This window comes from Winslowiella sp. 2C04 (assembly GCF_050037805.1).
In the GTDB taxonomy this organism is placed as follows: Bacteria; Pseudomonadota; Gammaproteobacteria; order Enterobacterales; family Enterobacteriaceae; genus Erwinia; species Erwinia toletana_A.
Genome location: NZ_CP188300.1, coordinates 3,952,460 through 3,972,719, shown reverse-complemented (window position 1 = coordinate 3,972,719; position 20,260 = coordinate 3,952,460). Strand labels below are relative to the sequence as shown.

Genomic DNA, 20,260 nt, shown 5'->3' with positions numbered 1-20,260 from the left:
TGTGTATCAACGTGAGAGACTTTTTTCCCGGCTGGGACATTATGCTTATCAGTCGGTGGTAAAAGCCACCAGGCTTTGCCGCACTTTTCGCCATGAAGATGTTGAATTAGAACACTGGTTAAAAACAGTTATCGACAGCAGTGAAGGGGATATTCCGCTGTTACTGGCACATTACGACATCAATATTGCCAAACTGAACGAGCAACTGGATAAGGTTATTTGTCATATGCCGACCCGTACCCGTTCAGTGCAGGATATCTCAGCACGGCTGGAAGAAGCGGTAGAGCGCGGCTTATTAATGAGTCAGATCGGTGACGACAGTACTTCAGTTCGCACCGCACATATTCTGCTCGGGATATTGCAGGATAAGGACCTGCAGCGCTGGCTGTATCGCCTGAGCAGCGAATTTGAACAAATCCCGACGCCGCAGGTGATGACGGAATTTAACGAAGTAGTGGAAGGATCGTGCGAGCAAGGGGCAGTGATCTACTCGCAGGACGCGCGGATGCAGGATGGCGGCGATCAGGCTGGTGAGATCCTGACTAAATGGTGTAGTGATTTAACCCTCAGCGCACTGGAAGGTAAGATTGACCCGGTGGTCGCGCGTGATAGCGAGCTGCGCCAGGTGATTGATATTTTACTGCGTCGTCGTCAGAACAATCCAATTCTGGTTGGCGAAGCCGGTGTGGGTAAAACGGCGGTAGTGGAGGCGCTGGCCAGTAAAATTGCTGCCGGTGATGTTCCCCCCTCGCTGAAAGGGGCGCGCTTACTGTCGTTAGATCTTGGGCGTATGCAGGCCGGATCCGGCGTACGCGGTGAGTTTGAATCGCGGCTTAAATCATTAATTGATGCCATAACTCAATCCAGTTCGCCGATTATTTTATTCTGCGATGAAGCGCATACGCTGGTCGGTGCTGGCGGACAGGCCGGAACGGGCGACGCCGTTAATTTACTCAAGCCGATGCTGGCGCGCGGGGCGCTGCGCATGATTGCCGCCACGACCTGGTCAGAATATAAACAGTTTATTGAGCCTGATGCGGCCTTAACGCGCCGTTTTCAACGGGTGCTGGTCGGCGAGCCGAAGGAGCAGGATTCCATCAGTATGCTGCGCGCCATTGCACCGGCACTTTCCCGTCATCATGGTGTGATTATCCGCGACGCGGCGATTCAGGCGGCGGTGCGCTTGTCTTTGCGCAACCTGCCTTCGCGCCAGTTGCCTGACAAAGCCATCAGTCTGTTAGATACCGCCTGTGCCAGGGTGTCATTAAGCCATCATGCTACTCCACAGCGTATGGAAATGCTCAACGCCACCATGAATATGCAGAATAGTGAAATTGGCGCACTGAACGCCGAAATTTCGTTGGGTGGTAATGTGCTGGAGCGGCTAAAGGGATTGCAGCTCAATGTGGCGTGTGCTGAAGCTGAGCTGAAACTTTTGTCGCTGCGCCGCGAGCGCGAGCAGCAGCTGGTGGCTGAACTTCAGGCGACAGAACCGAAGCAACCTGAGCAGATCCGCCAGTTGCTCGGTGAGCTGGAAGGCGTGCAAAATCAGGATCCGCTGGTCTATCCATGGGTGGATGAGCAGGTGGTGGCCGAAGTGCTGTCAGACTGGACCGGGATTCCCGGTGGACGCATGATTCAGGACGATTTAGATAATGCGCTGCAGCTGGAAAAACTGCTGGGAGCACGGGTGTTCGGCCAAAAAGTCGCGATGGCGGAAATCGCGCAGGCAGTTCGAATCAGTCGGGCAGGTATTCACCAGCCTGAACGTCCGCTGGGCGTGTTTTTGCTGGCTGGGCCGACCGGGACTGGCAAAACAGAAACCGCGATTGCGCTGGCGGAAGCGATGTATGCCGGTGCGCATAATCTGATTACCTTTAATATGAGTGAGTTTCAGGAATCTCATGCGGTATCGACGCTGCGTGGTGCACCTCCGGGTTATATCGGCTATGGCAAAGGCGGCAAACTCACCGAAGCGGTAAGGCGCAAACCTTATTCCGTCATTCTGCTCGATGAGTTTGATAAGGCGCATCCCGATATTCACGATCTGTTTTATCAGGTATTTGATAAAGGCACGATGGAAGATGGTGAAGGGCGGCAGATCAGCTTCCGTCACTGCTTTATTCTTATCACTTGTAATCAGGGGGCTGAAGAGATTGAGCAGGCGATATTGCGTGAGCCAACTCTGCCGCTGGCACAACTGCGGCCACTGGTTTATGACGCACTACAGCGTAAATTTGCCCCTGCATTACTGGCTCGTATCAATATTATTCCCTATTTACCATTGGGCGAGGAGGCGCTGATACTGATAGCGCGTAAAAACCTCAGCAGTTTACAACGCCGACTGAAAAGTGAAATTAACGCTGAATTTGCCTTTGAGTCAGAAGTCGAACGCTGGGTAGCAAACCGGGTCGTCTCACACCCTAACAGCGGAAGGGCGGTTGAAGATCTGTTACGTCAGACGATATTGCCGGCTATGGGTAATGAAATTCTGCGTCGTAAAAAGAACGAAGAGGAAACCAATAATATTCATCTTATCGTTCAGGATGGTGAGCTCAGCATGGCTTTTGAGTAACGGGCCTGAATATACCTGCCATTCGCCAGATAATGATGTTGCCAGAGTCTGGAACATAGTTAATTTAAAAAAGGGAGTTTTTTATGTCTCTTCCATTATCAGAGAGTAGTAAGGTTTTTACTCTGGAAATAAAGAATGATTATCTGGCGGATGTACAGGCCTGGCCAATCAGCTTTACGACAAAAGAAGATATTTCGCACAATCAGGAATATGTTCTGGCATTTGAATCGCCGTTACCTGATGTTGACCTTGATTCACTGCTGGGACAGGTGGTGCGGATTAAAATACGTTATATCAGCAATGTCTTACCTTTCGCGGTAATAAGCGATTTTGATAGCTTCCGTCATCGTTATTACTATGCCTATGTTACCGCCGGTTATGATGATGGTCAGAACGGCAATAATTTTGTTTATAAACTTGAGCTGAGTACCTGGCTGTGGTTTTTGATGCAGAATCGCAATAGTCGTATCTTTCAGGAGAAAAGTGCGCCTGACGTCGTCACGGATATTTTTTCTCGCTATAACCAGATTGCCGATTTTAGCCTGGAGCTTGATGGCGACTATCCGCAGCGCGAATACTGCGCGCAATTTGGTGAAACCGACTTTACGTTCATTAGTCGGCTGCTTGAGGAAGAGGGGATCTGGTACTACTTCCGTCATCAGCAAGATAAACATGTCATGGTGATCACCGATCGGCAGGCGTTTGAAACCATGCCGGAAGGCTATGATGTAATTGACTTTATTCCTGATGATGAAGACGGCCGTGCAATTCGTGAAGGAATTCAGGAGCTTAAACGTTCGCGCAAGGTGCGACCGAATGAAATCGTGCTACGCGATTATGATTATTTGCATCCGAGCAATAATTTGCAGGCCGCTGTGGATGAGCCGGATGGTGGGCTGGATAACGTCCAGCTTGAATGGTACGACTATGCGGCGGGATATCAGGATACCCGTCGCGGCGAACATATTGCGCGTTTACGACTGGAAATGATGCAGAGCGATCGACAGCTACTGCGTGGTAAAAGCAGCGCTATGGGCATGGTTCCCGGCTATGCATTTCGGCTGATGGGGCATCCTGACAACGCGCGTAATCGCAATTATAAGCTGCTGGGCGTGCATTACCGCTACCTGCAAGGTACGGCTGACAGCGGTAATGATATTTCCGCCAGCGGTGAGATTTCCTGCACCCTGACCACACTCAATGATGATGTTTCCTGGCGTCCGTTACTGAAAACCCGACCGCCGCGTGTCTCCGGCCTGCAAAGTGCCACCGTCGTGGGTACGCCAGACTCAGAGGTCTATACCGATCAGCATGCGCGTATTCGCGTGCATTTCCACTGGGACCGCTATAAGAGTACCGAAGAGGACAGTTCCTGTTGGGTGCGGGTAGTGCAGGCCTGGGCCGGTAAAGGATGGGGAGTGGTTGCGATGCCGCGCGTTGGCCAGGAGGTGTTAATCACCTATGTTGACGGCAATCTTGATCGGCCATTGGTGACCGGCATTGTTTATAATGGCGAAAACCCTCCGCCGTATAACTTGCCGCAGCAGATTGGCCACACGGGTATTGTCTCGCGTTCGTTGCAGCAGGGGCTGCCACAGAATGCCAGCCAGATTACGCTGGTGGATGATCGTGGCGGTGAGAAGGTTGTTATTCATGCTGAACGCGATATGCACACTTCGGTCGAACAAGATCAGTATAATATTATTGACCGCCACCGCTGGGAGTGGATCAAGGTCATTCATGGCAATCTGTATAATACCCATCTTTATTATACCAATATCCACTTTAGCGTAACCGGTTTAGGTGTTCATCTTACGGGTGTGCAAGCCGAAGCCAAAGGTATCCATACCGGTGTTACGATGGTGGACGTCCTGTTTACCGGCGCAAAAACGTCGTTCACCGCGCTGGATACCTCATTTACCACCATCAGCACCCACTTTACCGGTATTGAAAAGAACTTTACCGGTCTGAAAGTCTCGTCGACCGGCATTGATAACCTGATGTTGGGTATCAGAAATAAAGTTGTGGTGATGGAAAATGACTTAACCGGTAATAAAAATAGCTTTATCGCATTTAATAATGAATTTGTTGGCATGGATAACTCTGCGGTGGTGAATCGTAATCAATTAATTGGGGTCGGAAACAGGATTGTCGGCGTCAATACCGAGCTTTGTGGCATCAATACCGTACGCACCGGTAATGCGCTTAATTTTACCGCCTCGGAGATTAATGTTACCGAGGCCAGAGTTGAGGAGTTCGGTAATTTGGTCACCAGCAGCAAATCACGTATTGAGAATAATGGCACTGTGGTTAACAGCACTGATTTTGAAAACCGGACGGTTGGATTGTTGTTGATCAATTAAGGAATAAAAATGCGGATTGTAAAACCTCAACAACTTATTTTTCTTAATGGACGATACCAGCTTGCTCAGCAGAGTTATCTGGGTGTCAGTGTGGTGGCGGGAGTCTATTTATCAAAACCACAGCATTTTGCCAATGAGGCGGAAATTTGGGCGGGTTGGGAAAAAGCACCGCTGGCTAATCGAATCATGGATTTAGCTGAGCCAAAGCCGTTTGCTGAGTATTTGCTGGCGGGGCATGCCGCTACGGCTAAACCGGTGACATCACTGAATATCAGCGTGTCGGTCGGCGAATTGCAGCGGCGCTGGCGCGTACAGGGAGAAGCGAAGCTGTCCGCAATGCAGATCGCCCCTTTTACGCAGATGGCGCTGGATCATCAGCACAGTTATGGCGGCGAAGGATATGCGGAAAATCCGACCGGACGAGGGTTTCAGGATGGTCTCTCCCCACGTTTAATGACGCTGGGTGCAGACGATCTACCACAGGTGAATTCACCGCTGGCCGCGCCGGGTCCGCTGCCGCAGCATTTCCTGCAGCGTAAACGTTATCTCGATCGCGTGGCGGGGGAAATGGTTGGAGAAGGCTACCTTAAGACCCTATTTCCCGGCTATCCGCCGCAACTTGACCGACAATATTTTCAGCTGGCGGCTCCAGCGCAACGTTATCATCAGACGGAGTGGCCGGACGATGTACCGTTTGAACTGAAGGGTTTTCGTGCTGACGGTATGCAGATTCAGGGACATTTCCCTCGCGTGCGCGCCCGGGTGTTTTACAGCCTGAAACAGGCGGAGGCTCGCCTGATCCCCTTAAATATGGCGCGTAAAACCCTGTGGCTGTTACCGGACAGCGATTTGGGATTGCTGATATTTACCGCGGCCATTCCACTGGATTACTTAATGCAGGAGCCTGTAGCGACCATGGTCATTGGCTTAGATGCTGTCGATAATCCGCGTGACGACCACCACTTTCGCGATGTGCTCGACAGACGGCTGGCAAAGGATGGCAGTGATTTCGAATTTCTCTACGATCCCGATTTGATGCCGAAAGGAATGGGTATGAACGTGATTAATGCCCGTCAGCACAATCCTGACTCACTGCGTTATCGTGCCGGGCCACGGGAGGATTATCTGGCCTACTTTCTCGATATCCGTCAGAAACTCAATCAGCATCAGCAGCGGATGGCGCTAAAACAGGAGCCGGCGCTGGAAAAAATTCAGTGGGAGGTCTTTCCCCAGGTGAATCAGAAGAGCCTGAACCAGCTGCTGTCCGGTAGCGGTAGCCACTGGACTGAGGGAGAGATTTTTACCTGTCAGTCGGTAGAGCAACTAAATCCGGCCAATATGCGCTTTCAGCAATGCCAGTTTGTCGACTGCTCCTTCTCTGAGATGGTGCTGGATAAGTGTATTTTTGAATACTGTCAGTTTGAGAATTGCACCTTTTCCTCGGTGACATTTAAGCATGTCACGCTGAATAAATGTCGCTTTACCGACGGACAATTCTCGCAGGGGAGCTTTAATAATGTTCAGCTTGAGCAGACCAGTTTCAGCCGACTGCGGGCCATCGGCTTAGTCAGTCATAGCAGTCAATGGAAAAGCTGCCAGTTTGAAAAAGTCAGTCTGGAAGGTGCCGTGCTGACCCATAGCCTCTGGGATCACTGCACTTTTGCTGAGACCGATCTTTCCCTGATCAAGCAACAGGACGGGATGATCACCGCGTCGATCTTTAATCGCTGCCAGCTGCGGCAGGCATATTTTATCAACAGCCAACTGGATAGCGGATCGATTCTCGACAGCGACTGCCGTGGGCTGTCTTTTACGCAGTGCAAAATTGACAGCACCACCATCCAGCAGGATTGCTGGCTGCCGGAGGCGAAATTCGAACACTCGGTGCTGAATCAGGTCGGGCTGCGTGGCGTGACGCTGGAAGGCAGTGAGTTTACCCGTTGCGTGGTGAGGGAAACCAGTTTTGAGAGTGCCCAACTGGCTAATGCGCAGTTTATTTTATGCGATATGACCGGCGTAGGCCTGAAGGACGCCATGATGCAACATGCCCGATGGGATCGATGCAGCCTGCAGCAGGCGATGCTTTACCATGCCGATATCAGAAATACGGTTTTTTATCGCTGTAACCTGGTGGCCGCGAATCTGTCGATGGTCATTCGCGATGTGGGGGAGCCTTTTTCAGAATGTTTACTGAGTGAGGTGACCTGGTATCCACTTTATCAGGCTGTGGAAGGGAAGGGATAAACCGTGTCTGAGAGCAAGCAGCAAAGCGCATTAAGCAGAATGGTCAGTAAAGCGTCTTTTGAGATGAGCCAGTTCGATATTCCGCCAGCAGCGGAACAGAACGAAAAAAAGGATTACCGGCATCGCCGAATTCAGGCAGTTGATAAAGCAGATTGCCGTTATATTGAATGTGATTTTTCAAATGCAACCATTGAAGCATGTAATTTCAGGAAACTATATTTTGAGCGTTGTGTAATGGACAACGTTAAGGTTATCGCCTCTAATATCGATGAACTGACTTTTATTAATTGTAATATTAATCAGTTTATTATGCAGGATTGTCTGGCAAAGAACTTACGTTTTCAGCAGGGAGAATTACGCGCCTCTCACTGGCAGCGATGCTTAATCGAGGGCATGGTGCTGGAAAAAACGCAGATCGCCCAGATGAGAATCAGCGATGTACAGCTGGCTAATTGGGTGGCGCTCTCATTACCCGCTACGGATTTTACTGTCTCCGGCGGTAAATTTAAGGACGCAAGCTGGTTCGCCAGCCGAATTGAGCAGGGGCGATGGCAGCAGGTTGAAATTCATCGCTTAGCGATGAGCCAGTGCGAGCTTGAGGATGTGGTATGGCAGGATATCAGCGGTGGACACGCAGTCTGGAACCAGTGTGAGTTAAACCAGGTCGTGCTGAGTGGGCTTAGCCTGCCGGGCAGCAGTTTTTATCGTTCGCGCCTGACGCATTGCGATCTCTGTGGCAGTAATTTGGCCCACGGCGTATTTACCCGTTCACAGTTAAGCGATTGCCAGCTGTCTGGAGCCAATTTGACGGCGTGCATGGCGGATAACGCGCAGTTTGTTCGCTGTAATTTCGTCGGGGCCACCATGGCAACTGCACAAATGGCGGGGTGTAGCCTGCAGCACTGTCGTGTATCGGGCTGCGATCTTTCTCAGGCCGATTTGCGCGCGGCGGATGTATCGACCACGCCGTTACACGAGGCAGCGCAAACGGCCGGCGTTCGTTTGCATGGGGCAACGCTCGGGCCAGCCGAGCAGACTGTCGTTAAAGAAGAGCCGGTACTGACCACTGTCGATGCCTGGTATCAGTATTACCAGCCGGGGATTCCGTCAGATTCACCGTTGTCTTCGCAAGTGTTACCGGGAGGAAGCCGCAATGTCTAGAAGATTATCCGCAGGTGCGCCATTAAGAAATCCTTTGCCGTTCAGAGATGAGCCACCGGCCTTTTGTGCGCTTCCTTCTGGTACTCAGGTGGTTGCTGAAATTAAAACTGATAATCAGGGCAAGCTGTATCTGGCTGCCTGGTCAAACTATGAATTGCAGGTTGCGGCCAGTTGTTTACTGAAACCGCTGGAAGGCGACCGTGTCAGAGCCACTCTCGATCAAAAAAGATTATATATCACCGATATTTTGGTGCGGCGGCAGGCAGGCGAGTGGATATTAAACAGCGGCGAGCATGCTTTACACATTATTGCGCCTCAGCTGATCTTAAACGGCGGCAAAAAAATAGTGCTGCAAGCGGAAAGTATCTCACTGCTATCACGGACCTCACGCTGGGTCGCCGAACGTATGGAGCAAATGACTAAACGGTGGTTTGTGCAGGCGGATGATGCTCACCGTAAGATTAAATATAACGAAAGTATTGAAGCGGAAAATATCACTCACCACGCTGAAGAAATGATGACAGTAAAAGGACGCATGACTTCGATAAACGGCTCTGCCGTGGTGAAGGTCGAGGGTAGCCAGATCCATATGGGGTAAGGAAATGCCATCAGTCAATATCAGTGCTGGAGGGCTCAGTACATCAGGAAGTGATGTGCTGAAGTCAGGGTTAATTATTGTTGTGGCTGAAAATACCTTACCGAACAGCAGTGGCGGCGTTAACGTGCCCAATGTGCTGATTTGTGGCGGATATGTTCAGACTTTATCCACGCAGTTTTATCATAGCGCGACCAAAGGGGCGGGGATCGGTATTTGTTCCTCTACTCACTCGGGTAAAGGATCGCATATGATGTCGTCAAGCGTACTGATTGTAAAAGGTAATGGCGTAACCTATCTGGGTTGCGCTGGTGTCACTAATTCTGGCAATACCGCTTGTGTTCAGTCTGCGCCTGGTCAATATACCGTTCATGTTAATCGCTAATATGAAGAAGTTTAGTTTTATTTTTCTGGCGGTAATGATCAATACCGGCTGTAGTCATTTTTTTGATCGCGCAACTGAGCAGGAAGTGCGGAGTATCGAAGTCAGCCTGTCTGTCGCAAAGCAAGTGAATCCCGACATGGCGAATAATTCACAGCCGGTAAAAATCTGCATTATTGAAACGCGCAGGGCGGGATGGTTGCCACAACAGCTCTATGAAGGAAGAATTTGTGAAGGATTGAGTGCTTCGGCAGATGTGGTCAATTTCGAGCAGTATATTCTGGCGCCGGGGCAGAAAAAAACCTACAGAACGATAAGCCATGATTACGATAGCGGCAGCCGGTGGATATTAGTCGGGGCTGAATTTCAACGAGGAATCGGTGAGTATTCTCTTATCGAAAAAATCATCCCCCCTGACGGGGATTTTAAAATAGACGTGGTTGCTGAATATACCGCGCTAACTTTTTTATAAAATAAATATCCTGCATTTCAGGGCGGAGCTAATGTGCCTGCAACATGAAATATTAAGGGTATCAATATGGAATGTTGATATGTTGCCCACACAGCGTGTTGCTTGGGTTGAAGGAATGCTAATGGAACCACAGCATTTCCAGCAGCAAGAGCGTTATTTAGAAAACTTAATTTATGCTCAGGCGCGAAGCTTTGGCGCTTATACCTGGGGTATTTGTGAGCTGGAGATCGACGAGGGGCTGCTTGAACAAGGCAAGCTGGCGATTAAGCGGGCAAAAGGCATTTTTCCTGACGGCACTGTTTTTGATATGCCAGCACAGGACCCTTTGCCATTGCCGCTGGAATTGAACGACAGTTGTCAAAATAAAATGGTCTGTCTGTCGGTGTTATCCGATATGCCGGGTAATCCATGGATTGATTTAACGCGCGGTAACGCGGGCAGCCGCTATCGTGCCATTGATAGCGAAATTCAGGATCGTAATGTATTCCAGCAGGCCGAAGGTAATCCGCGAAATGCTATGTTGCAGTTGGGGCAGTTGCAGACGCGCCTGAGCCTGCGGGACAATCTCAGCGCCAATGAATCAATGTTGCCGCTGGCGATGATTGGCGAACGAAGCGCCGAAGGCAGTCTGGTGTTAAACAGTAAAATTCTGCCACCGATGCTGGATTTTCGCGCCACCGGCTGGCTTAACAGTGCCGTTTCTGAATTGCAGGGGCTGATCTCGCTTCGCCTGAATAGCGTACGCCTGCCGGATGCCCACTACGCGGGCGGCGGGATGTCGGAAGTGCTGGAACTGATGCTGGTGCAGCTGCTTGGCGAGTATCATCTGGTGCTGACGCATTTATTGCGCCGTCCGCGCGTGCACCCTGAAGAGCTGTATCAGCTGCTGCTGGGGCTGCTGGGCCGACTGTGCATTATTCCGGGCAGTGAAGCGATCCGCGAGCGCAACGATCTGCACTATAGCCATGAACGTCCGGACATTGGCTACTTCCAGCTGTTTGCGGCGCTGCGTCGTGCGCTCTCGTTGGTCATTGAATCTCCGGCAGTCGCCATGCCGTTTAAAAGTAGCGGCGATAATCTTTATTTATGTCAAAACGATGGACAGCTGCGGCTGGAACGCCTGATCTTCGCGGTGAGTGCCGATATTCCGGCAGAAGTGCTGCGCCGTGATTTCCCGGCACAAATCAAGCTGGGGCCGGTTGAGAAAATCATCAAGTTAATTGATTTGCAGCTGCCGGGCGTGCGCCTTGCGGCGCTGGGAGCGCCACCGCGTCATATTCCCTACTATCCCGACAGCGTCTATTTTGAAGTGGATCCCTCTGACGCGCTGTATAAAGAGATGATGGCCGGTGCGGCTATTGCTTTCAGCGTCGTCGGTGATTTTCCAGCATTGCGCTTTGATGTCTGGGGGCTGAGGCCGGGGAGAGGGAGATGAACGAGTTTGAACAAAAAATCCGTGATGCCATGTCCTCCTCACGCAACGGGCTGAATCAGATAAATGGCTTGCTGAATTCGCCGGTGGTTCAGGCTTCGGTGGGCACCATGGCTGCCTTTGCCGCCACAGCACGCCACGACGCGGAAGATGGCCGTGGGGAAGGGTTTACCCGTTCCACCGAAGAAGCGCCGCCCTTCCATTCGGGAGCGGTTACGACTGGCGGCGAAAGTTATTTTTCGGCACCTGCGCGTAAGGTGGTTAAGTCGGCCGCACTGACCCGGCCGGGCAGTATTGCCGGCAACTGGGCCAATCCCTGTGTTGCCGCAGCGATGCCTGCCCTGTTAATGATGGAGCGCATCCGCGGACAGCAAGGCATTGATAACCTGCTGATTCGCGCCCAGATGGTCAGAGAGCTACAGCACTTTAGCCAGACGCTGCTGAAGCAACAGACGCTGCCCGAAGATGTGCGCCGCATGTCCTATCTGCTCTGCACTTATCTGGACGGGATGTTTGCTGAGCTGCGGGAATATGGCCTGACGGCGATGAATTTGCTGATTGAGCTTCATCGCGACTCCTGGGGAGGTGAAAAATGTTTCGACGATCTTGAACACTATATGCAGAACCCGCATCAGTTTCGCAATATTCTCGGACTTTATCATTTGATCTTATCGATGGGGTTTAAAGGCAAATATCACGTACTCGAAAGAGGAGATGTCTTATTAACGGATCTCTTTATTCGTCTTAACTCGACACTGTATGAAAAAGGGTTTACTCAATCGCTGAGCAGGGTAAAGACCAATGTGGTTACCGGCTCACTGACGTTATTAACGCCGCTGAAAGTACTGAGCTATGGGTTAATATTATGCCTGATTGCCTATGGCGGAGTATCGCTATTTCTGCATGATAAATCACGCGAGATTCGCAATGCCATTATGGTATGGGAACCGCCGGTGCCGCGTAAAATTAATATTATGGAAACCCTGCCGCAGCCCTTGCCGCAAATTTTAAATGAAGGCTGGCTGCAGGTACGCGAAGACCCGCGCGGTTGGTTATTGCTGTTTACTTCTGATGGTGCATTCAGTACCGGCAAATCAGTGCTGTCAGCGGAGTTCGTCAAAAAACGTAATATTGAGCGTCTGGGGGAAGCACTGGCCGGCTGGCCGGGCGATCTCGAGGTGATTGGTCATACCGACGCCCAGCCATTCCGCAATAACACTTCTGGCGATCCTAATATGCGGCTGTCGCAGGAGCGCGCCAGCATGGTGGCGGATAAGCTGGAAGAAGGTACCCTGGTGAACAGTAAATATCAGCGAAATATTTTGGCCGTGGGTAAAGGTGACACCGAGCCGCTGGCTGATAACAGTACTGACGAGGGGCGCCGTAAGAATCGGCGTGTTGATATTCTTTGGAAAGTGGGAGAGCGCAGCGAAATAAAAAACAAAATGACTGAAAGTCATCTCAGTGAGCAGACTCCTGGTTTATTAAACAATAAAAACTCGACAGCAACGTCTGCCCGTTAAGTGGAATGATATTATGATTCGTAGAACACTGGTGATATTTGTCGCCATCGTTTTAAGCCTGCTGGTTTGGTGGGTGGGGCCGCTGATTGCGATAGGCACTTTTTATCCTATGGTGTCGGTGCTGGTGCGTGGAATTATTATCGCGCTGATTTTAACCTGGGCGCTGTGGCCTCTGGTGGCTTCAGCGCTGGGGTATCTGTTTCGGCACTTCCGCGCACCGAAAATCAGTAATAAAAAATCCCGCCAGCGCGACCGGGTATCAGCACGTTTTTTTGATGCTATTCGCACGCTGAAATATATTGGTATCGCCGGGCAAAAAACGCTGTGGCAGCGTTTACGTTATCGGTTAAGAAATGATTATCTGAATGAAAAACCCTGGTTTTTAATTATCGGCCCGTCGGGTAGTGGTAAAACCTCACTGGTTAATGAGAGCGGCAAACGCTTTTTATTATCGGAACAATATGGCTTCACGCAGACCGCCGATATTGGCCCAACCCGCGACTGCAATCTGTGGCTGACGGATAAGGCGGTATACATTGATACCGCTGGCGAGTGGACTCAGCTTCACGGCCTGAGTGATGAGGCCAGCAAAGCGCAGGGACGGCTATTCTCGCTGATTCGTCGTTATCGCCAGCATCCCGGCATCGACGCGATTGTGCTGTGTCTTGATGCTCACTGGCTGTTACATGCCTCGTTAACCGAGCGCAAGTCGCTGGCTGATGCGCTGCGCGCCCGCATGCTGGAGGTGGCGTCTTATTTTCGCAACGATATCGCCGTTTACCTGGCGGTCAATAATCTCGATTCGTTATCGGGCGGCAGCGCATTTTTATCGATGATGAGCGAAGAGATTCTCGCACAGGGTATCGGCTTTACCATTGTGTCAGACAGTGCTGGCAAGCTGGATTTCCCGCAGAGTGATGCGGAGTACAGTTATCTGCTGGCGCGGGTGAGTCGCTACGTGCAGGAGATGCTGCATTCCACCCACAGCAACGAATTACGCCAGCAGCTGCTGTTCTTTACCGAGTCACTCGGCAATCTGCGCAAACCATTATTCAATCTTCTCGAGCAAATCGTCCCACAATCGCCGGTAGGCTACTCGGCGCAGGTGCGTCAGATTTGGTTGGGCAGCACCCAGGTATTGCAGCTGGGTGACTCACCACTGACTGAGGTGGAGCCGCGTCCAACCGGCCAGATCTATTCGCCAATGCTGGACAATGCCATTGTCGAGCGCGGCACGCTTAATTCCCGGGCGTTACCTCTGCGCGCGCGCATCGGCCGTACTTTGCGCTATTCGCTGGTGTTTCTGCTGTTGGCGTTTGCCGTCAATATGCTGGTGACCCGCTATTTATGGGAGGAAGAGTATATAGCTTATATGAGTGCCAGCTTTGATGAGACCAAAAGAATGGTGCGCGAAATCCCGGCGACCAATCGCATCAGTGACGATCTGATTTCTGCCTACGAACAGCTGGGGTATATGAATGCACAGTTATCCAACAGTGCATCACTGATGGTCAATCCCTACTTTGAGCATCGGTTGATCAACCAACAGGCTGAGCAGACTTACCATCGTCATCTGTTTAAGTTTTTCTGGCCCGCGCTGGAGCGTTACGTCTCTGAAGAGATGGAAAGGGATATTTCATCGAGTGACGCTGACGTTTATAACACGCTAAAAATCTATCTGATGATGGGGAAACCTGAGCATCGCTCAGCAACAGAATTAGAAAACTGGTTTTTAGCCCGCTGGAGTCGCTTTGCTCCACAGGGCTATTCGGATGCCGACAAGCGGTTATTTGGCCTGCATTTGCGCACTATCTTTAAAGAGAGCCTGCAATCCGAGGCTCCGGTCACCAAACTGAATCCTGAACTGATTCGCATGGCACGGGTTAAGGCCATGGCGATTCCTGTTCATGTGCGCGTGCTACAGGATTTGAAAATTAAGGTGCCGTCTAACATCGAAAACGTCTCATTAGCGAGCGCAGCCGGTGCCAATGTTTCCCTGATGCTGCGGCGTAAAGGGCAGGCGACGGTAACCGATATGGCCGTGCCGGCGTTCTACACCCTCGCCAGCTACCATGATGTGTTTAAGCCTCAGCTTAATAGCGCGGTGACCTCAATGATTCGTGAAGAGGCATGGGTATTGCGCGACAGTGACGGCAACGTCGATAAAGCCAGAGCGCTGGACTACGGTCAAAAACTCAGTGATGAAGTGCGTAAACTCTATCTGCTGGAGTATGCCGATAGCTGGGAGTCGTTCCTGAAGGATGTGCACGTACGCCCGGTCAGTAATCTCGATGATGCGGCACTGCTGGCACGGCAATTTAGCGATCCTTCTTCGCCGCTGGCCAATTTACTGCGTTTTGTCACCCGACAAACAGGACTGAGCCAAACCGACGGTAACGATGTTTCTGGCTGGATGAGCAAGCGGCGTATGGAGCTGGAAAATGCCCGCCGCGATATCGTCGGTGAAATTTCCGGTGAACGCTCGCGTTTTCGCATTACTCCGGAAAAGTCACTGGAGCAACGCTTTGAAGTGGTACGGCGTCTCGGTGCTCAGCTGATGCAGCCCGGTGGCAATAACGATCCCTTAGCACGCGGTTTTGAAGAGCTGTATAACCAGCTCTCTTCACTGGCGGTGTCGCTGCGTGCGGGCGAAGTGATGCCGCAGAACTCAGCGATCAGTCGGCTGCGCATTGCCGCGGCACAGCAACCGGAACCGGTGCGCAGCATCATGCTGGATCTGCTGGAAGTCGGTAATCATCAGAGTTTGCAGCAGAGCCGTAACAACTTAAATAACAGTGCGGCAATCTTTGCCACCGATGTGTGTAAAAACGTGCTGTCCGGACGCTATCCATTTAATCGCCGGGCGCGGGATGAAGTTGGCATTGGTGATTTTGCGCGAATGTTCGGTCCAGCGGGTTCAATGAAACGCTACTTTGATCAGCATCTTGCGCCTTATGTTGATAACACCGCCGGTAAGTTACGTATCCGCGAGGGAAGTCGCGGCCTGCTGAGTGCCAGCACATTGAAGGCGTTTGAAAGCGCGATGCTGATCGGCGATACCTTCTTTAACGGTGGCGATAAAGTCTCTTTCTCGCTGTATCTGCGTCCTCTGTCGCTGTCACCGAATATTATGGAAGCAGTGCTGGATATTGATGGCGAGGTGATTCGTTATAGCCACGGCAGCATTCAGCCGGTCGCCGTGCAGTGGCCCGGTAAGAATGGTGGCGCTTATGTTCGCCTCTCTTTCAAAGATATGAACGGCAAAATTGAATCAGTCAGTTTTAACGGGCCATGGGCACTGTTCCACCTGTATGACAAAAGTAATCCACTGCAAATTGATCGCGACCGCCGTGAACTGACCATGGGTATTGCCTCGATCAGCGGATTTTTCAAAATGGAATTACGTTCGACAATAAATGATTTTCCTCTCTGGTCCCGGGCGTTGAGCCAGTTCTCATGTCCTGGTTAATGCAAATAATGGAGTTCCTATGCTAGATCCTAATAAATTACTGGCAATGCTGACTGATTTAAACAGCATGGCGCAAACCACACAAAGTTCCCTGTCACAAAATTTTATGTCCGGTGTTTCGGGTATGAATTTAAACGGCAGTGCGGAAATGGAAAAAATGATGGCGCTTATGACCGATATCAATGGTAAAGCCACGGCTGATATGAGCGGCATTATGCAGAACTTCCAACAGAATGCTGATATGCAACAGCAGAGTGCGGCGCAGCAAACGGCTGAAAACAATAATGAAGGCAAGCAGTCTGATCCAGCAGCACCACAAATGAGTTTCCCGCAGGGGGCGATGGATTTCTTCTCCAGCTTGCAAAAGAAATAACATCAGATGATTAACCAGCTCAGAGGAGCTGGTTAATCTGATAAGCTCAGATGCCGGTGAAGGTGGCTGCCATTTTCTTTACACGCCTGCGCTGACTTTTTTCCGCAGAAAATCTTTCGTATTATCACGTAGCCACTTATGCGGCGGTGAGTTGTCATGTCTGGGATGCCACGCCTGAATGATATTCACCTCGGGTAGTGTTATTTGTGGTTCGAAAGCAATCACATCGATGTTAAAACTCTCCAGCGCACTGAGAAAGAATAATGGCACTACCGCCAGTGAACTGGTACGCATTACCGTTTCGATCGTCGAAAAGTAGCTGGGATTGATACCAACAATTTTACGCTGAAAGCCTTGTAGCGTGAATAAGTTGTCTACGTCATCATTCAGTTTACTGCGCGTGCTGATAAATCCAAAACTGGCTATGTTTTCAAGGGTTTTATTCAGCCCGAGGATTTCATGATTTTTATTGGCAACAATGATGCATTTATCCCGGTGAATGGTACGAATTTTGATCTCCGGGCTGAGCTTACGTGACTCCCCGATGTAGAGATCAATATTATCTTTCCGTAAGAAATCAGCGGCACCGTGGTCGTAGGAGAAATCCAGCACTACATTCGGTTCTTTATCCTGCATCTCTTCGAGAAATCCAGAATTTAATAGTGAGATAAGTAAATCGTTCGAGACGATATTGAACATCAAGGATGAGCTTCCAGCATCAAACGAGAGGTTATGATTGAGTACGGCATCAATATTTTTTATCAGATTATGAATTTGTGGTTTTAATTCAATGGCTAAGGGCGTAAGCATTAACAAGGAGCCAGAGCGAACCAGAATTTGGTCCTGAAAAGCCTCTCTTAATTTATTCAGTGACTTACTTATCGCAGGAGGAGTGACATTTAATTTATTTGCTGCTTTACTGACGCTGCACTCCTCCAGTAAAGCATCCAGAACAATTAACAAATTCAAATCTGTGCGTGGCATATCAAATCAAATCCTTATGTTGATACATAAAATTTTTGAATGTAATCCTTTGGTACATACTGGAGGAAAAGGCTTTTTATCATTATTATGATTAAGGACGTAATTTTACACGCTTTCAGGGGTATTTAATGCTGAAACCGCGCTGGCTGAAACTTAAATATAAATGCTATTATTTTTATTAATTTACCAAATTTTCAGCGCATACACATGGATTATCCGTTTCTCTACGTGGTTAAAATGTGTTTAACCAGCGTTCATTGTCTCAAAGATGTCCTCTTCAGCTAAAATGTACTAAATTCAGTATGCCAATGGAAGTGGTAAGCATGAAAAATATTTCTGAATCGATAATTAAGACAGTCCACTATCAGTGGAATGAAATTATGCGCGATAATAGTAATGGCGCGATAATTTTTCGCGTGGTGTGCAGTATTTCGACCAATTCAGGTCTCAGTGTTGAAGGAAGTCATATATTTACCATTCATGATATTACTCATGCTGAAGATAAAAACTCGCTTGCTCTGACTTCTGAAAGCGCGGCTTATAATAACGCCATACAGTGCCTGACTGCGGCAATGGCCTATAGCGGGCAGGCAATATCGCGAATTGAGAATAACGAATAATCGTTAATATACTCTTTGATAGTTATATTGTTTTAATAGGCTGTAGCGAAGATCATTTCTCTGAAAGCCAGAACCCCCTGCCGCCGTTGCCGCTGAAACATTACTGACATCTTCGCGCTTTAACATGCGTTATCTCTGGGAAAAAAATAACAGGAAGTAACGGTTATGAGCGATAAAATCAAAGAGTTAAATGTCGATCGTTTGAAAGACCCTGCACGTCGCAAATTGCTGGCGGGCACTAGTGCTATCGGCCTGACCGGCTTTCTGGCTGGTGGTGTCTGGAGCCTCCCTGCGGACGCACTTGCCAAAGGAGAACCGGCAGGCAGCCAGTTATTAGGCTTTAAAGGTATCGCTGCTTCAACTGCCGATAAGATCGTGACTGCCGATGGCTATCAGGCTGAGGTATTGATCTCCTGGGGAGATCCGCTGGTAAACGGCGCTGCGGCATTTGATCCGAATGGTAAAAATAGCGCCAGCGATCAGGAAAAGCAGTTTGGCGATAATAATGACGGTATGAGCTTTTTTCCGGTAGATGAAAATCGTGGTGTGCTGGCCATTAATAATGAGTATGTTAATGAGCAATACTTGTTTGCTCACGGTGGCAGCAAGGCAATCAGTGAAGAAGATGTCCGTAAATCTCAGGCGGCGCACGGCATCTCGATTGTTGAAATTCAACGCGGTGCAGACAACCGCTGGCAGGTGGTGCGCCCGTCACGCTATAACCGCCGTATTACCGCGAATACCCCGATGGTTTTCTCCGGCCCGGCAGCCGGTGACAAAGCGCTGCAAACTGTTGCCGATCCCAGCGGCACCCGCGTACTTGGTACGTTTGGTAACTGTGCCAACGGTAAAACCCCGTGGGGAACCTATCTGACCTGCGAAGAGAACTTCGATACTTACTTCGGCACCAGTAAAAGTGACTATCAGGTTACCCCGGCGCAGAAGCGTTACACGCTGAATCCGAATGAAGCAGAGCGTAATTGGGCAGACTTCGATGCGCGTTTTGATATGGCGAAAAATCCCAACGAATTTAATCGCCATGGCTGGATCGTTGAGATCGATCCGCTCGATCCCACCTCGACGCCGATCAAGCGAACCGCGCTGGGACGCTTTAAGCATGAAAATGCTGCCGTTACGGTAGCGAAGAACGGCCACCTGGTGGTGTATATGGGTGACGACGAGCGCGGCGAATATATCTATAAATTTGTCTCTGACGGCGTGGTCGACAGCGCCAATCCGACAGCGAATAGCACGCTGCTGGATAACGGCACCTTGTACGTTGCGGAATTTAATGGTGATGCGCAGGGCACGCCGTTGAAAGGCAGTGGCCGCTGGCTGGAGCTGACCCACGGTAAACAGGGGCTGACGGCAGAAAATGGTTTTCAAAGCCAGGCCGATGTGCTGATTAATGCGCGCGGCGCGGCAGACCGGGTCAATGCGACGCGGATGGACCGCCCGGAATGGATTGCGGTTAACCCGCATGATGGCCGTGCCTACTGCACTCTCACCAACAACAGTAAGCGTGGCGATGAAGGGATGCCGGTCAATCCGGCAAACCCGCGGCCAAAAAATGTTTATGGTCAAATCATTCGCTGGGATGAAAACGGCGATGCCACTGCGCGTCAGTTTGACTGGGATATGTTTGTGCTGTGCGGAAATCCGATTGCTCATCCACAGGGGGTGAATCGCGGTACGCCCAACATTACGGCAGAGAACACCTTTAACAGTCCTGACGGGCTCGGTTTTGACCGCGATGGACGCCTTTGGATTCTGACCGATGGAAAATACAGTAATCAAGGTGATTACGCGGGGCAGGGGAATAACCAGATGCTGGTAGGCGATCCGGCGAGCGGTGAGATTCGCCGCTTTATGGTTGGACCGAAATCTTGCGAGCTGACCGGCATTGCTTTCACCCCGGATTACAAAACGATGTTTGTTAACGTTCAGCACCCAGGGGAAGAGGGTGATTCAACTTTCCCGAATAACAGCCCACGTCCACGCTCATCGGTGATTATGGTGACGCGTAAAGACGGTGGTGTGCTGGGAGCATAATTCTGTTTTTTCTGT

The 20,260-nt window shown here is 50.3% G+C and carries 15 protein-coding genes and 1 pseudogene; 13 read left to right on the top strand and 3 right to left on the bottom strand.

The window, feature by feature from the left end; genetic code table 11:
• Position 1 precedes the first annotated feature (1 nt).
• The 3 genes from tssH to ACP3TC_RS18035 all read left to right on the top strand — a co-directional run bounded on the left by tssH (position 2) and on the right by ACP3TC_RS18035 (position 7,182).
• A complete protein-coding gene (tssH, locus tag ACP3TC_RS18045; protein ID WP_426816968.1) occupies positions 2-2,575 on the top strand; it encodes a type VI secretion system ATPase TssH in 2,574 nt (857 codons plus the stop codon).
• 83 nt (positions 2,576-2,658) lie between these two features.
• Positions 2,659-4,938: a type VI secretion system Vgr family protein gene (locus ACP3TC_RS18040; RefSeq protein WP_426816967.1), complete on the top strand. Its 2,280-nt coding sequence runs from the start codon at positions 2,659-2,661 to the stop codon at positions 4,936-4,938.
• A 9-nt stretch (positions 4,939-4,947) separates the two neighbouring features.
• Positions 4,948-7,182, top strand: coding sequence for a DUF2169 family type VI secretion system accessory protein (locus ACP3TC_RS18035; RefSeq protein WP_426816966.1), 2,235 nt, complete (start codon positions 4,948-4,950; stop codon positions 7,180-7,182).
• Between the two features lie 43 nt (positions 7,183-7,225).
• On the opposite strand, the gene ACP3TC_RS18030 is transcribed toward ACP3TC_RS18035, so the two are convergent.
• The gene (locus tag ACP3TC_RS18030; protein ID WP_426816965.1) at positions 7,226-7,381 is read right to left on the bottom strand and encodes a hypothetical protein; all 156 of its coding nucleotides are present in this window, start codon (positions 7,379-7,381) and stop codon (positions 7,226-7,228) included.
• A gap of 35 nt (positions 7,382-7,416) precedes the next feature.
• On the opposite strand from ACP3TC_RS18030, the gene ACP3TC_RS18025 reads away from it, so the two are divergent.
• The 8 genes from ACP3TC_RS18025 to ACP3TC_RS17990 all read left to right on the top strand — a co-directional run bounded on the left by ACP3TC_RS18025 (position 7,417) and on the right by ACP3TC_RS17990 (position 16,589).
• On the top strand, positions 7,417-8,343 hold the full coding sequence (locus tag ACP3TC_RS18025; protein WP_426816964.1) for a pentapeptide repeat-containing protein: 927 nt from the start codon (positions 7,417-7,419) through the stop codon (positions 8,341-8,343).
• Positions 8,336-8,941 (top strand): DUF3540 domain-containing protein, encoded by a 606-nt coding sequence (locus ACP3TC_RS18020; RefSeq protein WP_313855668.1) that lies wholly within the window; start codon positions 8,336-8,338, stop codon positions 8,939-8,941. The genes ACP3TC_RS18025 and ACP3TC_RS18020 overlap by 8 nt, the downstream gene beginning before the upstream one ends.
• Positions 8,942-8,996: 55 nt before the next feature.
• Entirely contained in the window at positions 8,997-9,323 is a 327-nt protein-coding gene (locus ACP3TC_RS18015) for a PAAR-like domain-containing protein (RefSeq protein WP_426816963.1), read from the top strand.
• On the top strand, positions 9,310-9,792 hold the full coding sequence (gene tssJ / locus ACP3TC_RS18010) for a type VI secretion system lipoprotein TssJ (RefSeq protein ID WP_426816962.1): 483 nt from the start codon (positions 9,310-9,312) through the stop codon (positions 9,790-9,792). Before ACP3TC_RS18015 ends, tssJ begins: the two co-directional genes overlap by 14 nt.
• Before the next feature lie 79 nt (positions 9,793-9,871).
• Positions 9,872-11,227 carry a type VI secretion system baseplate subunit TssK gene (tssK, locus tag ACP3TC_RS18005; RefSeq protein WP_426816961.1) on the top strand — a complete coding sequence of 452 codons (1,356 nt, stop codon included), beginning with the start codon at positions 9,872-9,874 and terminating at the stop codon, positions 11,225-11,227.
• Positions 11,224-12,747, top strand: a complete 1,524-nt coding sequence (gene icmH, locus ACP3TC_RS18000) for a type IVB secretion system protein IcmH/DotU (RefSeq protein ID WP_426816960.1) — start codon at positions 11,224-11,226, stop codon at positions 12,745-12,747. Before tssK ends, icmH begins: the two co-directional genes overlap by 4 nt.
• 13 nt (positions 12,748-12,760) lie before the next feature.
• Entirely contained in the window at positions 12,761-16,216 is a 3,456-nt protein-coding gene (gene tssM / locus ACP3TC_RS17995; RefSeq protein ID WP_426816959.1) for a type VI secretion system membrane subunit TssM, read from the top strand.
• Positions 16,217-16,235: 19 nt separating this feature from the next.
• Positions 16,236-16,589, top strand: coding sequence for a DUF6277 family protein (locus ACP3TC_RS17990; RefSeq protein ID WP_313855677.1), 354 nt, complete (start codon positions 16,236-16,238; stop codon positions 16,587-16,589).
• Between the two features lie 78 nt (positions 16,590-16,667).
• On the opposite strand, the gene ACP3TC_RS17985 is transcribed toward ACP3TC_RS17990, so the two are convergent.
• Together ACP3TC_RS17985 and ACP3TC_RS17980 are read right to left on the bottom strand one after the other, a co-directional pair.
• Positions 16,668-17,288, bottom strand: a complete 621-nt coding sequence (locus ACP3TC_RS17985) for a LysR substrate-binding domain-containing protein (RefSeq protein WP_426818297.1) — start codon at positions 17,286-17,288, stop codon at positions 16,668-16,670.
• Between the two features lie 111 nt (positions 17,289-17,399).
• Positions 17,400-17,573: pseudogene (locus ACP3TC_RS17980) on the bottom strand (LysR family transcriptional regulator); the annotation flags it as partial.
• A gap of 323 nt (positions 17,574-17,896) precedes the next feature.
• Between ACP3TC_RS17980 and ACP3TC_RS17975 the strand changes: the two are divergent.
• Together ACP3TC_RS17975 and ACP3TC_RS17970 are read left to right on the top strand one after the other, a co-directional pair.
• Entirely contained in the window at positions 17,897-18,193 is a 297-nt protein-coding gene (locus tag ACP3TC_RS17975) for a hypothetical protein (protein WP_313855680.1), read from the top strand.
• A gap of 165 nt (positions 18,194-18,358) precedes the next feature.
• Complete coding sequence (locus ACP3TC_RS17970) at positions 18,359-20,245, top strand: PhoX family protein (protein ID WP_426816958.1); 1,887 nt, start codon at positions 18,359-18,361, stop codon at positions 20,243-20,245.
• Positions 20,246-20,260 lie beyond the last annotated feature (15 nt).